Source organism: Paraburkholderia panacisoli (assembly GCF_008369935.1).
Taxonomy (GTDB): domain Bacteria; phylum Pseudomonadota; class Gammaproteobacteria; order Burkholderiales; family Burkholderiaceae; genus Paraburkholderia; species Paraburkholderia panacisoli.
The window spans coordinates 72,749-88,861 of the sequence record NZ_VTUZ01000020.1; the positions used below are offsets into that span (position 1 = coordinate 72,749).

Consider the following 16,113-nt stretch of genomic DNA (forward strand, 5'->3'; position numbering starts at 1 on the left):
TAAATGAATCGAACGACGGCGAAACGCCGCGCGTGTCTAGCAAATAGTTGGTCGAGTACGGGGGCGATAACCACCGCGAACATGAAGCCGCGCGCCGCGTTGACCCAATCCGCGCCGATCGCCAGCGTCTTCGTGACATCGAACGCGGTGATCATCTTGCCGCTCGCGCCGATGCGGATGCGTTGCCGCAAGCCGACGCCGACCAGCGTGTTGTGCACCAGCAGCAGGCCTTCCTGCAGCGGCACGCCGACGTGATCGGTGAATTCCAGCGGCGCCGCGCCGGTGCCGCCTTCGGCGCCGTCCACGACGATGAAGTCCGGCAGGATCCCCGTCTCCAGCATCGCCTTCGCAATGCCGAAGAATTCCCACGGATGCCCGATGCACAGCTTGAACCCGGTCGGCTTGCCGCCCGACAGCGTGCGCAGACGGTCGACGAATTCGAGCAGACCGCGCGGCGTCGAGAACTCGGAGTGCGTGGCGGGCGAGATGCAGTCGCGGCCCATCGGCACGCCGCGCGTTTCCGCGATTTCCGGCGTGATCTTGGCGGCCGGCAGCACGCCGCCGTGGCCGGGCTTCGCGCCTTGTGAGAGCTTCACCTCGATCATCTTCACTTGTGGCTCGGCGGCCTGCTTCGCGAACTTCTCGGCGCTGAAGGTGCCGTCGTCATTGCGGCAGCCGAAGTAGCCCGACGCGATTTCCCAGATGATGTCGCCGCCATGCTCGCGGTGATACTTCGACATCGAGCCTTCGCCGGTGTCGTGCGCGAAGTTGCCCTTCTTCGCGCCGAGGTTCAGCGCCATGATCGCATTCGCCGACAATGAGCCGAAGCTCATCGCCGAGACGTTGAAGATCGACATCGAGTAAGGCTGCGCGCGGTCCGGTCCGACGACGATGCGGAAGTCGTGGTTGTCGAGCGTGGTCGGCGCGAGCGAGTGGCTGATCCACTCGTGCGCGATCGCTTTGACATCGACTTCGGTCCCGTACGGGCGGCTGTCGACGTCGTTCTTCGCGCGCTGGTAGACGATGCTGCGCTGCGCGCGCGAGAACGGTTTTTCGTCGGTATCGTTTTCAACGAAATACTGGCGGATTTCCGGGCGGATGAACTCGAACAGGAAGCGGAAGTGACCCCACAGCGGATAGTTGCGCAGAATCGCGTGCCGCTGCTGCGTCAAATCGAACAGACCGAGCGCGACGAGCGCGAGCGGCACGATGAGCCAGAACCAGGCGAGGTGATGCGTGACGGCGAGCGCGGCGCAGATGGCGAGCAGCACCACTGCGCACCACATGGCGAGATAACGTCGAGAGAACATGGGGACTCCAGTGCAGTGAAGGTCGTCGCGGAGGGATCGCCGGCGCCGGCGGCGCAGACGGAATCCACCGCGAAGGAAAACAGACGGCTGCTTGTTATGGCGAACAGCGTGAAGCTCGCGTCGGCTGTGTGAGCCGGCGCGTGGGTGCGGCGTGGCAGCCGCAACGTGCAGGCGCGACCTGAAGATGACGTTTGAAGGCACAGCGCACCGCGCAAGCGTGGAGGTGAAGCAGGCGCGCCGTCGAGTGAGGCTGCGTGCACGGCTCGCCTGCGCCTGTCGCTTAGCGCGCGCTCAGCAGCGCCGCCTTTTGTTGCTGGCGCGCGGCCGGCTGCCCGGTCACCGCATGTTCGATGATGCCGCCGCCCAGACATACGTCGCCATCGTAGAGCACCGCTGATTGCCCGGGTGTGACAGCCCATTGCGCGGTGTCGAAAGTCAGTTCGAAGAGGCCTTCGTTTTCGCCCGCCGCACGGTTGCCCGCCGCACTAAACGTGCACGCCGCATCCGCTTGCCGATAACGCGTTTTCGCGCCGCACGCGAACCCTTGCGCCGGCGGCTCGCCCGCGACCCAGCTCGTATTGCCCGCACTCAACGTATGGCTGAGCAGCCACGGATGATCATGGCCCTGCGCGACATACAGCGTGTTCGACGGGATATCCTTGCCGGCCACGAACCACGGCTCGCCGCTGCCGTCCTTGCTGCCGCCCAGGCCAATGCCCTTGCGCTGGCCGAACGTGTAGAACGCGAGGCCGATGTGTTCGCCGACCACCTTGCCGTCGGTGGTCTTCATCGGGCCTGGTTTGGTCGGCAGATAGCGGTTCAGAAAATCGCGGAACGGCCGCTCGCCGATGAAGCAGATGCCGGTCGAATCTTTCTTCTTCGCGTTCGGCAACGCAATCTGCTCGGCGATTTCGCGCACTTTCGTTTTGGGAATCTCGCCCAGCGGAAACAGTGTCTTCGACAGTTGCGCCTGGTTCAGCCGGTGCAGGAAATACGACTGGTCCTTCGTATGGTCGAACGCCTTCAGCAATTCGAAGCGGCCGTTGTTCTCGCGCACCCGCGCATAGTGGCCGGTTGCGATGGTTTCCGCGCCGAGCGACATCGCGTGGTCGAGGAACGCCTTGAACTTGATTTCGGCGTTGCACAGCACGTCCGGGTTGGGCGTGCGGCCGGCCGAGTATTCGCGCAGGAATTCGGCGAACACGCGGTCTTTGTATTCCGACGCGAAGTTGACCGCCTCGACGTCGATGCCGATCAGGTCCGCCACCGACACCACGTCGATCCAGTCCTGCCGCGTCGAGCAGTATTCGCTGTCGTCGTCGTCTTCCCAGTTTTTCATGAACAGGCCGACCACGTCGTAGCCCTGTTCCTTCAGCAGCCACGCGGTGACCGACGAATCGACGCCGCCCGACATGCCTACTACGACTTTCTGCTTGCTCATAAGGTGCTCACTGGGTGCTGCATCACTGCATGGATCATTGAATCGTGAAATAGCCGCTCGTGACGGCTACCGCGATGTTTACCGTTTGGGCCCGACCGAATGCGTCTGCACGAAGTCGAGCGGGAAACGCCGGCCTGCGAGGTAATCGTCGACACATTGCATGACGAGCGGCGTGCGGTGCCGTTCGGGGCAGGCGCGCAATTCGTCGGCGCTCAGCCACAGCGTGCGGACGATATCGGGGTCGAGCGCGCGGGCCGCGTCGGGCGCGCCGCTCGTGCCGCAATAGGTGAAGCGCAGATAGGTGACACCCGCGGTCACGCCCTCACTGCCGGTCCGCTCGAAGTGGGTCATGTACATGCCGACCAGCGCCTCGGGTGCGAACGGATGGGCGGTTTCTTCGAGCGTTTCGCGGATCACCGCCTGCAGAAGCGTTTCGCCCGCCTCCAGGTGGCCGGCGGGCTGATTCAGGCGCAAGCCGTTGGCGGTATGTTCCTCGACCACGAGAAAGCGCCCGTCACGCTCGACGATCGCCGCGACGGTGACGTGCGGCAGCCAGGTTTCCGGTTTCATGGCTGCGCATTTTACCGGTTATGGGCCTGGGCTGCCGGGGAAGGGCACAGAGCGGGCCGCACGGGCACTCCGGATTGTCCCCGATTTTTGCGTCCCGCCCTGTTTCGGTTAAAGTGAGGCGTTAGCCGTTGCAGTTGCAGTTGCAAGCCGGCGTGCCTCGTCGGCCGCTCTGTCGTCAAACAGGAAGTCGAGGAGAAACCACGATGCACATCGGAGTGCCAGCCGAGACGCGCGCGTACGAAACCCGCGTTGCCGCCACGCCCGAAACGGTCAAGAAATACGTGACCCAAGGCCACCGGGTCACGATCCAGAGCGGCGCCGGCGCCGGCGCGAGCTTTCCTGACGACGCCTTTACGGCCGCCGGGGCGGAGATCGTCGACCCGGCCACCGCCTTTGGCGCCGATCTCGTCCTTAAAGTCCAGTCCCCCACCGATGCCGAGCTGCCGCTGCTCAAGCGCGGCGCGACCCTGGTCGGCATGCTCGATCCGTTCAACGCCGACAACGCGCAGAAGCTGGCCGAGGCCGGCGTCACCGCGTTCGCGCTCGAAGCCGCGCCGCGCACCACGCGCGCGCAAAGCCTCGACGTGCTGTCGTCGCAGGCCAACATCGCCGGGTACAAGGCGGTGTTGCTGGCCGCCACGCTCTATCCGCGCTTCATGCCGATGCTGATGACCGCCGCCGGCACTGTCAAAGCCGCGCGGGTGCTGATTCTCGGCGCAGGCGTGGCCGGTTTGCAGGCAATCGCGACCGCCAAGCGCCTGGGCGCGGTGATCGAGGCGTCGGACGTGCGGCCGGCCGTGAAAGAGCAGATCGAATCGCTCGGCGCCAAGTTTCTCGACGTGCCCTACGAAACCGACGAGGAGCGCGAAGCTGCGCAAGGCGTCGGCGGCTATGCGCGGCCGATGCCGCCGTCGTGGCTCACGCGCCAGTCGGCGCTGGTCCACGAGCGCGCGAAGCAGGCGGACGTGGTGATTTCCACCGCGCTGATTCCGGGGCGGCCCGCGCCGACGCTGATCTCGGTCGACACCGTGCAGGCGATGAAGCCGGGCTCGGTGCTGGTGGATCTCGCGGCCGGCCGCGGCCCGGAGTACGAAGGCCAGCGCGGCGGCAACTGTCCGCTGACCGAGGCGGACAAGGTGGTCGTCAAGCATGGCGTGCAGATCGTCGGCTATACGAACCTGGCTTCAATGGTGCCCGCGGACGCGTCGTCGTTGTACGCGCGCAACCTGCTCGACTTCCTCAAGCTGATTATCACGAAGGAAGGCACGTTGAACATCGATCTCGCGGACGACATCGTCGCGGCCACGCTGCTGGCCCGCGACGGCGCAGTCACACGCAAGGCCTGAAGCGAATAACTACCTTGGAGAACGGCGATGGAAGTCATCAACCACACCGTCATTAACCTGATCATCTTCGTGCTGGCGATCTACGTCGGCTACCACGTGGTCTGGAATGTCACGCCCGCCTTGCACACGCCGCTGATGGCCGTGACCAACGCGATTTCGGCAATCGTGATCGTCGGCGCGATGCTCGCGGCCGGGCTGACGCTCGGCGGCCCCGGCAAGTTCTTCGGCACGCTCGCGGTCGCGCTCGCGGCGGTCAACGTTTTCGGCGGCTTTCTCGTCACGCGGCGAATGCTGGAGATGTTCCGCAAGAAGGAACCTAAGAAGCTGCCCGCAGCCGCCAAGGAGAATGCGTAATGAGCCTGAACCTCGTCACGCTGCTTTATCTGGTCGCGTCGGTCTGCTTCATTCAGGCGCTCAAGGGGCTCTCGAATCCGAAGACGGCGCGCGTCGGCAATACCTTCGGCATGGTCGGGATGGCGATCGCGATCCTCACGACCATCGCGCTGATCGCCAAACAGGCTGCGGCGCTGGGCTCGAACCTCGGTCTGGGACTCGGTCTGCTGCTGGTCGCGCTGGTGATCGGCGGCGCGATCGGTGCGTTTGTCGCCGCGCGCGTCGAGATGACCAAGATGCCCGAACTGGTCGCGGCAATGCACTCGCTGATCGGTCTCGCGGCAGTCTGCATCGCGTATGCGGTGGTGTCGGAGCCGGCCGCGTTCGGCCTCGTCGATCCCGAGTATCCGATTCCGGGCTTCCTGCCTTTCGGCAACCGCATCGAGCTGTTCATCGGCACGTTCGTCGGCGCGATCACGTTCTCCGGTTCGGTGATCGCGTTCGGCAAGCTGTCGGGCAAGTACAAGTTCCGCCTCTTCCAGGGCGCGCCGGTCGTGTACGGCGGCCAGCATCTGATCAACCTGATGCTGGCGATCGCGATGCTCGGCTTCGGCATCATCTTCTTCCTCACGCAGTCGTGGCTGCCGTTCATCATCATGACGATCATCGCGTTCGTGCTCGGCGTGCTGATCATCATTCCGATCGGCGGCGCGGACATGCCGGTGGTCGTGTCGATGCTGAACTCGTACTCGGGCTGGGCGGCGGCGGGCATCGGCTTCTCGCTGAACAATCCGATGCTGATCATCGCGGGCTCGCTGGTGGGCTCATCCGGTGCGATCCTGTCGTACATCATGTGCAAGGCGATGAACCGTTCGTTCTTCAACGTGATCCTCGGCGGCTTCGGCAACGAGCCGGGTGCGGCGGCGGGCGGCGGGTCAGCTGAGCAACGTCCGGTGAAATCGGGTTCAGCAGATGATGCGTCGTTCATGCTCGGCAATGCGGAAACCGTGGTGATCGTGCCGGGTTACGGGCTCGCGGTGGCGCGTGCGCAGCATGCGTTGAAGGAGCTGACCGACAAGCTGGTCGAGAAGGGCATCGAGGTGAAGTACGCGATTCACCCGGTGGCCGGCCGGATGCCGGGGCACATGAACGTGCTGCTCGCGGAAGCGGAGGTGCCGTACGACATGGTGTTCGAAATGGACGACATCAACGGCGAGTTCGGCCAGGTCGACGTGGTGTTGGTGCTCGGTGCGAACGACGTGGTGAATCCGGCGGCGAAGAACGATCCGAAGTCGCCGATTGCGGGCATGCCGATCATCGAGGCGTATAAGGCGCGCACGGTGATCGTCAACAAGCGCTCGATGGCGGCCGGGTATGCGGGGCTCGACAACGACCTGTTCTACATGGACAAGACGATGATGGTGTTCGGCGACGCGAAAAAGGTGATCGAGGATATGGTGAAGTCAGTGGAATGAGTGCGCGGGGATCGCGGGTCGCGCGATGGCGCGCCCGCGATTTTCAATTGCTTCGCTCTCTTCACCCGCTTCACTTCGGCTTCGCATTCACGTGCCGCAGCAGGTCCGCAAGCCGCCGGCCTTCCTGGTCCGGATACGGTTCGAGCACCTGAAGTTCTTCGATCTTCTCCAGACTGAAATTGCGGAAGTCGCCGCGCAATTCGCACCACGCGCCAAGCGTCCAGCGCGCGCCCCAATAGGCGAGCGCGAGCGGCCAGACGCGGCGCTCGGTCGCCGCGCCGTTCGCATCGATGTAGGCGAAGCCCACTACGTGCCGCGTATCGATCGCGCGATGCAGCGCATCCAGTTGCGCCGAAAAATTCCCTTTGATGTGAAACGACGGCGCGAAGATCGCCAGCCTTTCGAGCGTCGCGCGTTTGTCGGCGGGCATCGCCGAGGCGATCTTGGCGAGCGCCCCGCGCGCTCCGCTCGCGAAGCCCGCGCCGCCCCACGATTCAAGCATGCGCGCGCCCGCGGCGAGCGCGGCGAGTTCGTCGGCGGTGAAGGTGAGCGGCGGCAGGCTCGCCGTGCGGCTCAGCCGGTAGCCGATGCCGGCCTCGCCTTCGATCGGGACCCCTGACAATTGCAGATCGCGCACGTCGCGATAGACGGTGCGCAGCGAAATGTTCAGCCAGTCGGCCAGTTGTTGCGCGGTGGTCAGACGCCGTCCGCGCAGCAGTTCGGCGATCTGGAACAGGCGGTCGGCGCGGCGCGTCATCGTGGGCGTCTTGTAGAAGAGGACGGGAACGGTCCCGCGATGATAGCGCCGCATGCCGCGCTCCGCTCGAGGTTCGCCGTGGCGCGCGCTGCCGCGTCGCGCGCCGCGTTGCGGTTGTATTGCGCGGTATTGCGCCGCGCTGCGTCGGGCTTCAGCCGTTGGTGCGCGAATGCAGGCCGAGGCGGTTGCCTTCCGTATCGGTGAAGAACGCGATGTAGCCGATGTCCTGCGGCAGCTTGATGACGGGGCCATCGACCTTGCCGCCGGCTTGCTCGACGCGCGCGAGAGCGGCATCGACGGTCGGCTCCGCGGTCAGATAGACGAGCACGCCGTCGCCAGTCGGCGTCATCGACGGGCTGTGGACGATCGCGCCGCCGGTGGCCGGTTCTTCGTAGCCGAATACGGCGATCGGCTGGCCGCCGATTTCCTGGCGATTGAGTTTGACGTCGAGCGCGGCTTCATAAAAGCGGACGGCGCGATCGAAATCGACGGACGGAATCTCGAACCATGCAACAACCTTGGATGACGTGGACATGACACTCTCCTGTGGGTGGCGGGTAAGCCGTGCAAAGCGCCGGATGGCGTGAGAAGGAGTGTGCGGGGGGGCTGCTGACAGCGTGGTGTCAGTAGGGTGTGGCAGTAGCGGGACGACGAGCGGCGAGCGCGCGGGTCGCGACGGCGAAAAAAAACCGCGCAACCAAAAGGTCCGCGGTTTTCATTGCCGTGCTACGGCGCGTATCAAGTGCCCGCTCAACCCGCCGGCGTATCGCCCGGCTGCGGACGCTGACGCACGCTGCCCGCGATCAGATCGAAGCGGAACAGCCGGCATTCGAGCGCGCCGTTAAAGAGCGGCGTCTTGGTCGATTCGCGCAGCCGCAGCTGCCCCGGCAACTTGCGATCCGATGTCAGGATGAACGCATGCCAGCCGGTGAAGCGCTGCTTCAACGCATCGCCGAGCGACTGGAAAAACTCGCTGTCCGGCGTTTCTTCCTGCGCGCGGCGGAAGCTGTCGTCGTCGCGGCTCTCGCGACTGGCGCGGCCTTCGCGCAGTTCGCCTCGCGCGTTGCGGCCGCGCACCTCGATCCGCTCGCCATACGGCGGATTCGCGACGAGGATGCCCGCCGCCGACGTCGGCGGCGTCATACCGCGCGCGTCGACCTGCTTGAGCGGGATCGTCGGCAAACCGGCGCGCTGGAAGTTCGCGCGCGCCTTGTCGAGCATGTCGCCGGAAATATCGCTGCCGAAAATTTGCAGATCCTCGCGCGAGCTGCGCGCGGCGTGCTTCGCGTCGAGCGCGGCGGCCTTCAGTGTCTGCCAGGTCTTGGCCTCGTATTGCTTGAGCTTCTCAAAGCCGAAGCGGCGTTCCGCGCCCGGCGCGATATTCAGCGCCACTTGCGCGGCTTCTGCGAGGAACGTGCCGCTGCCGCACATCGGATCGTACAGCGGCGTGCCGGCGCTCCAGCCGGTCAGTCGCAGAATGCCCGCCGCGAGGTTCTCGCGCAGTGGCGCCGCGCCTTTGTCCAGACGCCAGCCGCGCTTGAACAGCGGGTCGCCGGAGGTGTCGAGGTAGAGCGTGCAGTCGGTGGCGGTGAGAAACGCGAACACGCGCACATCGGGCATGCCGGTGTCGATGTTCGGCCGCGCGCCGCTGACTTCGCGCAGACGGTCGCAAATTGCGTCCTTCACACGCAGCGTCGTGAATTCGAGGCTGCGCAGCGGCGACTTGATCGCGGTGACATCCACGCGCAACGTTTCATTCGCCGAAAACCACTGTTCCCAACGCTGTTCGACCGCAAGTGCGTAAATGTCCTGCTCGCTGCGATACGGCCGATGCGCGATCTTCAGCAGCACGCGGCTCGCAAGGCGCGAATGCAGGTTGGCGGCCATGCCGGCGGCCCAGCCTCCGCGGAAATGCACACCGCCCGGCACTTGTGCGCCGGCCGTGAACGGCGCGCCGTTCAGGTGTTTGGCGGCAATTTCGGCGAGTTCGGCCGCGAGCGAGGCTTCAAGGCCGCGCGGGCAAGGTAGGAAGAAGTCGAAGGACATTGAGGTTGCCGGAAGGCGTTGGATAAGGCGCTATTGTACGCGGTCGGGGTAGGCCGCCATGCGCGATTGCATGGCGGCTCCGCCGCGCGCGCTGGCAGGCTCGCGCGGCGGGCCGTCGTTAGCCGGCTTCGCGCGACGTTTTCGCCGGCCACACCAGTTCGAGCGGATGGCGGCGCACGCGCTGCCAGATCGCGCCGCGCAGCGAGCGCACCGCGTTGCGCCGCAAGTCGCGCGACTTCACGGCCATGTAGAACGCGAGCGCGAAACTCACGGTGACATTGAGTATCGCCATGCTGGCGACCCCCGCTACCGCCCACCACAACTCCGGCCATTTCAACGCGCTCTCGCCGAGCACGCCGAGCGCAATGCCGATCGAGCCGGCGCTGAGCGTCACGTGACGCACTTCGAACGAGAACGCCAGCGCGCTGACGATTGCCGGCACGAGGCCGAGCATCAGCCCGAGCGTCACATTGCCGACCACCCCGGCCACGTTCGAGCGGCACCAGTGCGCGAGGCGGTTGGCGGCCGCCGCGCCGAGCGTGAGGCGCAGGCGGCGGTTATAGGCGAGCGCGTCGGCCACGCGATGCAGCACGAACCAGTTGTCCGCCCAACCCGCCAGCAGGCTCGACGACCACAGCAGCACGCCGGTCAACGCGGCGTAGAACGGCGTCGGCCCCAGCAGCGAGAACGAGACCAGCGTCGCGTGCGCCTTCTGCGGCGAAATGATGTCGGCGTGAAACAGCACGTGCCACAGCAGCTGCACGCCGAGGCACACCGGAAACACCAGCAGAACGTTGCCGAGCACGGCGGCGGCCTGGGTGCGCATCAGCGCGGTCACCGAACTCACGAAACTGTCGACGCCCGCTGGCGTGCCGACGCCGTCGAGTTCGCGTGCGAGGGTGGGCGCGGTCATCGCGGGCTGCTTGGTGGCGAGCGAGAAATGCAGGAAGTGCATCAGCAGGAAACTGGCTGCGTAGTTGATGCCGGCCAGCACGCCTTCGAGCATCGCTTGCAGATGCGCGCCGGTGATCGCGAACTTCACGCAGACCGTGACGACGGTGACGAGTCCGCCGCCGGCCGCCATGCGCAGCATCTTCAGATATTCGGCGCGATCGCGGGCGATGTAGTGCTCGCCGGTATCCGCGCTGTACTCGACGACCTTGCGCGCCAGTAGCGAGAAATTGCTGCGCATCAGATACGCGACGCTCTGGCTCGCGTGATTCGCCCTCACGAGTTCGGCGGTCAGGCGCGCGCTGGCGTGCGGATCGTCGTGCGCCATCCAGGCGTTCAGCAGATTTTCGGCGCGCGCGATGCGCATGCGCATCCGCTCGACCTGGAACACGATGTCGACGCTCACGCCGTTGCGGTAGAGATGCGCGAACACGTTGTCGGTGGCGGCGCGGCAATCGTCGAGCAGGAGCCGCAGGTAGTTGACTTCGCGCAGCAACTGATCTTGCGGCGCGCCGGTCTCGAACGCGTGATGCGCGGCTTCGACGGCCAGCATCGCGCGCGTGAGCCGGTAGAACGGCTGCTTTTCCATCGCGACGCGCACATCGCTGGCGTCGTGGGTGCCGCTGTCGCCGGCGTCGTCGGCGCCGCCGAGGCGGCTGCGGACCGTTTGCGACAGCCCGGTCGAACTGATCTGGCAAGTGAGGTTATGCAGCGCGGCCAGCAGGTCGAGCGAGAACGGCGTGCTCTCGCGCGGCTGGTCTTCGTGCGCGGCGTAGTCGAACAGTGCGTGGATGCGGATCAGCAGGTCGGCGGGCAGCGTGGCGATCCAGTCGGCGTCGCGCTCCGACTTGAACATCAGCGTGACGATCGCGGTGAGGTCGCGCCGGTTCGGTGCGGGCGGGATCAATGACGCTTCGATGCGCTCGAACAGCGCGCCGAAGAAGCCCGAATGCACCGGCATGCCGGCGTCGCACAGAAGGGAGAGACCGTCGCTTTCACGCAGCAGCGCGCGCAGGGTGCCGGCGACGTTGACCTTCCACGCGGGGTTGCGATCCAGCACGTGCAGCAGGTAGCGGATTCGCTTATGCGCCGCAGGCGAGCGGGATGCGGCGGGTTCGGCGCCAAGGTTGCCAGCATCGAGCGCGCCGGGCTGCACCGTGCGGCCACGGCGAATCCAGTGGGCGAGTTCGATCAGCCATTCGCTGCGCTCCGGATACGGGGCGCTCTGGTCGGCGATGGCGAGCAGCGCGTCGAGCTGATGGCCGCCGTCGCGTGACGCGCGCCATTTCTTGATGAATCGTTTGAGCGAGTCGAACATTTTTATCCTGCGGGACGTGTGCGACGTGTCAAAGAATCGCTTAGTTTTCCCTGGCTTTCCCTGATGACGCCAGTCCGAGTGTTGATTATGACTTGGGGGCCGAGTTCGGGAACGGTGTCGTCGTTTTCAGCTTGCCGGTTGTCGTTCTGCGAATTGCCGATGCGGTTTTGCCTGGCGCGGCGCTTGAGCCGCCGGCGACGCGTGGTCTGAATGTGCAGCTGATGAAAGCGAGACGCAACGGATCAAGCTATACGGCGAAACTGAACGTGCGTGAGCGCGGGGTGGGAAGGAGGCCGTGGTGTCGCTGGAATGATTGCACGAGCCAGGCGGCGGGCGCGCGAGACTGCGGGTTTGTCGCTTGCTCGTGCTTTTGACGACGGGCTCGCGTGGACGATTCGGTGTGTTGGCGACGCGCGAGGGCGGACTCATCGACTCTCCCTGTTTGGCGCGTCATTGCTCCCGCGGTTTGCTGCGTGGAGGCGGACACGTCGTCTTTGCGCCGCTACTCGCCCCACTCAACCCCCTCAGCCCCTTCAGCCGCCAGCCGCCGCCTTAGTTGCAGCCGCAGAAGGACACGCCGGCACAACCACGCTGGTCCCCTTGCCCGAGGCGCCACTTGCCGCACGGGCAGGATTTGCCGCCGCCATGGCCTGCACCGCCGACGCAATCTGCGCGGAAATCTGCGCCAACGCCTGCCGATGTCCTTCGACCAGCACGTCATACCCGCCGCCGACCGGCTCGCTCACCACGCTGCGGCACGTCATCACCGCGTTGCTGCGCACGGCCCGCACGCTCCACACCGCATCCATCAGCGCATGCGAGCCGGGCCACGACTCGAAGCGCTGCACGTTCATGCTGACGCGATACACCGGCGTCGCATCCGAATGCGCAGTGCCGTACACGTCGATGGTGCGAAGCTGCTGCGTCAGAGTGGTCGACAGCGCGCGCCGGATTTCGTCGCCGGGCAGCGAGGCCCAGCGTTCCTCTTCGAGCACCTTGACCTGGGTCGGCCCCGTCTGCACGACCAGCTGATTCTTCGCCACTTGCGGCGGCACGTCGATCGGCGCGACCTCGATCAGCCAGGCCGGCGCCGCCGTGCTCGCGCTGACCGGCGCGGCGGACCCGGCTGTATCGGCGCCCAGCGTATAGAAGCGGCTCGGCGGCGACGCACACGCCGCGAGTGCCACCGCCGCGGCCAGCGCGCCGGCGTACACAGCGCCGCGCAGCAGCGCGCGCGGCGGGCGGGGGAGCCGGGCAAACATCATGGTTTATCTCCTGATTTACCGCGCAACAACGATTCGGGATGACGCTCCAGATAATCCGACAGCGCGTTCAACGACTGCAACGTGCGCGTCAGTTCCTGCAACGCCTGATGAACATCCGACTGCATCGGCGAGTCCTGCTGCAAGGTCGCCTCGGCCGAGCCGAAGGTCTGCTTCGCCGCCACGAGGGTGTCGCGCGCTTGCGGCACGACTTCCTTGTCGAGACGCGTGAACAGCTGATCGGCGTTCTTCAGCGCGTTGTTCAGGTTGTCGCCGATCTGGTCGAACGGCACCTTGTCGAGCTTCTTCGCGATGTCGGCGACCTGCACCTGCAACTCGTCGAGCGTGTTCGGGATCGTCGGCAGTTCGAGCGGATCGCTCGCCACGTCGACGGTTGCCGGCGGCGCCTTCGGGAAGATATCCAGCGCGACATACAACTGGCTCGTGATCAGATTGCCGGTGCGCAACTGGCCGCGCAGCCCATGCTTGACCAGTTGCTGCAACAGGGTCTGGCCGGCGAGGCTGCCCGGCTGTGGCGCGGTTTCGCGGAAGCGCTTGCCGAGGCGGTCCGGGTAAAAGTTCATCGTCACCGGCATCGTGAAGCTGCGCGTCGTCGGATCGTAGTCGATGCCGATGTTGGTCACCTGGCCCAGCACGATGCCGCGGAAATCCACCGGCGCGCCGACCGACAGCCCGCGCAGCGACTGATTGAAGTTCATCACCACGCGCAGCGGTACGCCGTCCGGGTCGCGCATCGCATCCGCTTCATCCGACGCGAGGCGGAACGTCATGTTGTTCGGCGCCTGCGCGCCCACGCCCTGGCCGGGCGGCGACTGGAACGACAGGCCGCCGACGATCACCGTCGCGAGCGACTGCGTGTTCAGCTTGAAGCCGCTCGAATCGAGCCGCAGGTCGACGCCGCTTGCATGCCACCAGCGCGAGTTGGTGCCGACGTACTGGTCGAACGGCGCGGACACGAACACCTGCATGGTCACGCCTGTGCCGTCCTTGTCGAGCGAGAAGCGGACCACCTGGCCGACCTGCACGCGCCGGTAGAAGATCGGCGAGCCGATGTCGATCGAACCGAGCGAGTCGCCGTGCAGGATGAACTGATGACCCTTCTGGTCGCCGGTGATCGGCGGCGGCGTTTCGAGACCGACGAAGTTCTCCTCGGTGTCCGTCGAGCGGCCGGCGTCCGCGCCGATATACGCGCCCGAGAGCAGCGTGGTCAGACCCGACACGCCGCTCGCGCCGACGCGCGGCCGCACCACCCAGAAGCGCGAATCCTTGACCGCGAATTTTCCGCCTTCCTTGGTCAACTGCACCTGCACCAGCACGTGCGAGAGATCCTGCGACAGCGTAATGGTCTTCACCGAACCGACGTCGACGTCCTTGTATTTGACCTTGGTCTTGCCCGGTTCGAGGCCTTCGGCGCTGATGAAACTGATCGTGATGGTCGGGCCTTTCTCGGTCACCGACTTGATCACGAGCGCGACGCCGATTAGCGCGGCGATGAGCGGAATCACCCAGACGAGCGAAGGCAGCCAGCGGCTGCGCGGCTCGATCTCGGGGTCGGGGAGTTGCGGCGGTAGTCTGGGTCCGTTCGAATCGTTGCGCGGCGCATCGTTGGAAGCGGGCGTCGGTCCTTGCGGGCTATTCATGTTCAAGATCCTGAGTATTTTGAGTGTTGCCGTCCACGGGATCCCAGATGAGCCGTGGATCGAATTGCATCGACGCCATCATGGTCAGAATCACCACCGAGCCGAACGCGATCGCGCCCGGTCCGGCCGTGATCACGGCAAGCGATTTGAAGCGCACCAGCGCGACCGTCAGCGTGACGACGAACACGTCGAGCATCGACCAGCGGCCGATCCGCTCGACCATCCGGTACAGCGTGATGCGCTGGTCGGGCCGCCAGCGCGAGCGGCGCTGCGCCGTGATAGTGAGCAGCACGAGCACGCTCAGCTTGAGCATCGGCACCATGATGCTGGCGATGAACACGATCACCGCGAGCGGCCAGTCGCCCGAGGTCCAGAAGTACACGACGCCGCTCATGATGGTGTCGTCTTCGGAGCCGAGCAGCGACGAGGTGTGCATCACCGGCAGCAGGTTCGCGGGAATATACAGGAGCGCGGCGGCGATCAGCAGCGCCCACGTGCGCATCAGGCTGTCGGGGATGCGCGAGTGAAGCCGTGCGCCGCAGCGTCCGCAGTGCTGCGGCGTGACCGAGCGGATGCGCGCTTCGACGCGGCCGCACGCATGGCAGGAGACGAGACCCGCGCGTTTCGCGGTGACGTATTTCATCGTCGGCTCATCCCTGACGCGGCGCGGGCGGCACGCCCGGCGGCAACGCGGGCTGCGTCGCGGGTTGCGCTGCACCCGACAGTGGTGTCGGCACCGCCGCCTGCACGTCGGACGGCGCGGGCGGGCCGGCCTGCGAGCCGACCGCCGCCGCCGCGCTATCGGCGGAAGTGCGCGGCAGCGGCCGCTGGTCGAGGCCGCCGAGTTCGTCGGCGAGATCCCACAGCACGCGCGGATCGAACGTCACAACCACCGCGAACATCAGCGTCAGCGTGCCGAACGCGAACAGCGCGGCTTCGGGAATCACGCGCGCGAGGCTGACCATCTTCACGATCGTGATCAGCACGCCGAGCATGAACACTTCGATCATGCCCCACGGGCGCACGAACTGGATCGCGCGCAGCACGCGGTTGAACGCGGTCGGCACGTAGCCGGCGCGCAGCGGCACCAGCACATAGAGCAGCGCGACCAGTTCGGTCAGTGGGAACAGGATGGTCGAGCAGAACACCATCACCGCGACGATCTGCATGTCCTCGCCCCATAGTGCGACGAGCGCGCCGAACAGCGTGGTCTGCGAGGTGATGCCGTTGGTCTCGAGTTCGACGATCGGAAAGCCCTGCGCGATCACGAAGGTGATCAGCGCCGCCAGCGTCATTGCGCAGATGCTGTCGAGCTTGCGCGACACGCCGCTATAGAGCGTCGCGCGGCAGCGCGGACAGCGCGCGGCCGTGCGTCCGACAAGCCGTGGCTTGCGGAACAGCGTATCGCATTCATGGCACGCGATCAGGTTGTCATGTTCCATACGGCAGAAGGGCTAACGGAGTGAGAGGCGGCGGGTAACGTCGAATCTTGGGGCTGGTGCGGCGAAGAGTGGACCAATAGTACCAAACGCGGCTTCGGGGCCGCGCCGGTCAGCGCACGGGACGCGCCGCGAACCGCGGACCACGAGCTCCGATCTGGACGGCCTCGGCATCCGGAAGTCTTACACGAATTGGCATAGTTC

General features: G+C 65.7%; 13 protein-coding genes and 1 pseudogene. 3 read left to right on the forward strand and 11 right to left on the reverse strand.

Annotated elements, in window-relative coordinates:
- Nucleotides 1–71: 71 nt before the first annotated feature.
- The 3 genes and pseudogenes from FVF58_RS27005 to FVF58_RS27015 form a co-directional block, all read right to left on the reverse strand.
- Nucleotides 72–1,310, reverse strand: a pseudogene (locus FVF58_RS27005) (FMN-binding glutamate synthase family protein); the annotation flags it as partial.
- A 280-nt stretch (nt 1,311–1,590) separates the two neighbouring features.
- Nucleotides 1,591–2,751 (reverse strand): tRNA 2-thiouridine(34) synthase MnmA, encoded by a 1,161-nt coding sequence (gene mnmA, locus FVF58_RS27010; protein WP_149672882.1) that lies wholly within the window; start codon nt 2,749–2,751, stop codon nt 1,591–1,593.
- 78 nt (nt 2,752–2,829) lie between these two features.
- Nucleotides 2,830–3,321, reverse strand: a complete 492-nt coding sequence (locus tag FVF58_RS27015) for an NUDIX hydrolase (RefSeq protein ID WP_149672883.1) — start codon at nt 3,319–3,321, stop codon at nt 2,830–2,832.
- Between the two features lie 203 nt (nt 3,322–3,524).
- On the opposite strand from FVF58_RS27015, the gene FVF58_RS27020 reads away from it, so the two are divergent.
- The 3 genes from FVF58_RS27020 to FVF58_RS27030 are packed head-to-tail and all read left to right on the forward strand — an operon-like array spanning nt 3,525 to nt 6,475.
- Nucleotides 3,525–4,667, forward strand: coding sequence for a Re/Si-specific NAD(P)(+) transhydrogenase subunit alpha (locus tag FVF58_RS27020; protein ID WP_149672884.1), 1,143 nt, complete (start codon nt 3,525–3,527; stop codon nt 4,665–4,667).
- A gap of 27 nt (nt 4,668–4,694) precedes the next feature.
- The gene (locus FVF58_RS27025; protein WP_149672885.1) at nt 4,695–5,021 is read left to right on the forward strand and encodes an NAD(P) transhydrogenase subunit alpha part 2; all 327 of its coding nucleotides are present in this window, start codon (nt 4,695–4,697) and stop codon (nt 5,019–5,021) included.
- A complete protein-coding gene (locus tag FVF58_RS27030) occupies nt 5,021–6,475 on the forward strand; it encodes an NAD(P)(+) transhydrogenase (Re/Si-specific) subunit beta (protein ID WP_149672886.1) in 1,455 nt (484 codons plus the stop codon). Before FVF58_RS27025 ends, FVF58_RS27030 begins: the two co-directional genes overlap by 1 nt.
- 70 nt (nt 6,476–6,545) lie before the next feature.
- Here the strand turns inward: FVF58_RS27030 and FVF58_RS27035 are convergent, their stop codons facing one another.
- The 8 genes from FVF58_RS27035 to FVF58_RS27070 form a co-directional block, all read right to left on the reverse strand.
- Nucleotides 6,546–7,286, reverse strand: a complete 741-nt coding sequence (locus FVF58_RS27035; RefSeq protein ID WP_149672887.1) for a helix-turn-helix transcriptional regulator — start codon at nt 7,284–7,286, stop codon at nt 6,546–6,548.
- 97 nt (nt 7,287–7,383) lie between these two features.
- Nucleotides 7,384–7,767, reverse strand: a complete 384-nt coding sequence (locus FVF58_RS27040) for a VOC family protein (protein ID WP_149672888.1) — start codon at nt 7,765–7,767, stop codon at nt 7,384–7,386.
- A 215-nt stretch (nt 7,768–7,982) separates the two neighbouring features.
- Nucleotides 7,983–9,278 (reverse strand): THUMP domain-containing class I SAM-dependent RNA methyltransferase, encoded by a 1,296-nt coding sequence (locus tag FVF58_RS27045; RefSeq protein WP_149672889.1) that lies wholly within the window; start codon nt 9,276–9,278, stop codon nt 7,983–7,985.
- A gap of 118 nt (nt 9,279–9,396) precedes the next feature.
- Nucleotides 9,397–11,547 (reverse strand): site-specific recombinase, encoded by a 2,151-nt coding sequence (locus tag FVF58_RS27050; RefSeq protein ID WP_149672890.1) that lies wholly within the window; start codon nt 11,545–11,547, stop codon nt 9,397–9,399.
- Between the two features lie 533 nt (nt 11,548–12,080).
- Nucleotides 12,081–12,812 (reverse strand): PqiC family protein, encoded by a 732-nt coding sequence (locus FVF58_RS27055; protein WP_149672891.1) that lies wholly within the window; start codon nt 12,810–12,812, stop codon nt 12,081–12,083.
- The gene (locus FVF58_RS27060; protein WP_149672892.1) at nt 12,809–14,470 is read right to left on the reverse strand and encodes a PqiB family protein; all 1,662 of its coding nucleotides are present in this window, start codon (nt 14,468–14,470) and stop codon (nt 12,809–12,811) included. Before FVF58_RS27060 ends, FVF58_RS27055 begins: the two co-directional genes overlap by 4 nt.
- Entirely contained in the window at nt 14,463–15,113 is a 651-nt protein-coding gene (locus FVF58_RS27065) for a paraquat-inducible protein A (RefSeq protein ID WP_149672893.1), read from the reverse strand. Before FVF58_RS27065 ends, FVF58_RS27060 begins: the two co-directional genes overlap by 8 nt.
- A 7-nt stretch (nt 15,114–15,120) precedes the next feature.
- On the reverse strand, nt 15,121–15,912 hold the full coding sequence (locus FVF58_RS27070) for a paraquat-inducible protein A (protein ID WP_149672894.1): 792 nt from the start codon (nt 15,910–15,912) through the stop codon (nt 15,121–15,123).
- Nucleotides 15,913–16,113: the final 201 nt, after the last annotated feature.

Coding starts and splice junctions, on each gene's coding strand:
- FVF58_RS27015 (WP_149672883.1), bottom strand. CDS start 3,321: ATGAAACCGGAAACCTGGCTGCCGCACGTCACCGTCGCGGCGATCGTC.
- FVF58_RS27045 (WP_149672889.1), bottom strand. CDS start 9,278: ATGTCCTTCGACTTCTTCCTACCTTGCCCGCGCGGCCTTGAAGCCTCG.
- FVF58_RS27065 (WP_149672893.1), bottom strand. CDS start 15,113: ATGAAATACGTCACCGCGAAACGCGCGGGTCTCGTCTCCTGCCATGCG.
- FVF58_RS27055 (WP_149672891.1), bottom strand. CDS start 12,812: ATGATGTTTGCCCGGCTCCCCCGCCCGCCGCGCGCGCTGCTGCGCGGC.
- FVF58_RS27060 (WP_149672892.1), bottom strand. CDS start 14,470: ATGAATAGCCCGCAAGGACCGACGCCCGCTTCCAACGATGCGCCGCGC.
- FVF58_RS27070 (WP_149672894.1), bottom strand. CDS start 15,912: ATGGAACATGACAACCTGATCGCGTGCCATGAATGCGATACGCTGTTC.
- FVF58_RS27040 (WP_149672888.1), bottom strand. CDS start 7,767: ATGTCCACGTCATCCAAGGTTGTTGCATGGTTCGAGATTCCGTCCGTC.
- FVF58_RS27025 (WP_149672885.1), top strand. CDS start 4,695: ATGGAAGTCATCAACCACACCGTCATTAACCTGATCATCTTCGTGCTG.
- FVF58_RS27035 (WP_149672887.1), bottom strand. CDS start 7,286: ATGCGGCGCTATCATCGCGGGACCGTTCCCGTCCTCTTCTACAAGACG.
- mnmA (WP_149672882.1), bottom strand. CDS start 2,751: ATGAGCAAGCAGAAAGTCGTAGTAGGCATGTCGGGCGGCGTCGATTCG.
- FVF58_RS27020 (WP_149672884.1), top strand. CDS start 3,525: ATGCACATCGGAGTGCCAGCCGAGACGCGCGCGTACGAAACCCGCGTT.
- FVF58_RS27050 (WP_149672890.1), bottom strand. CDS start 11,547: ATGTTCGACTCGCTCAAACGATTCATCAAGAAATGGCGCGCGTCACGC.
- FVF58_RS27030 (WP_149672886.1), top strand. CDS start 5,021: ATGAGCCTGAACCTCGTCACGCTGCTTTATCTGGTCGCGTCGGTCTGC.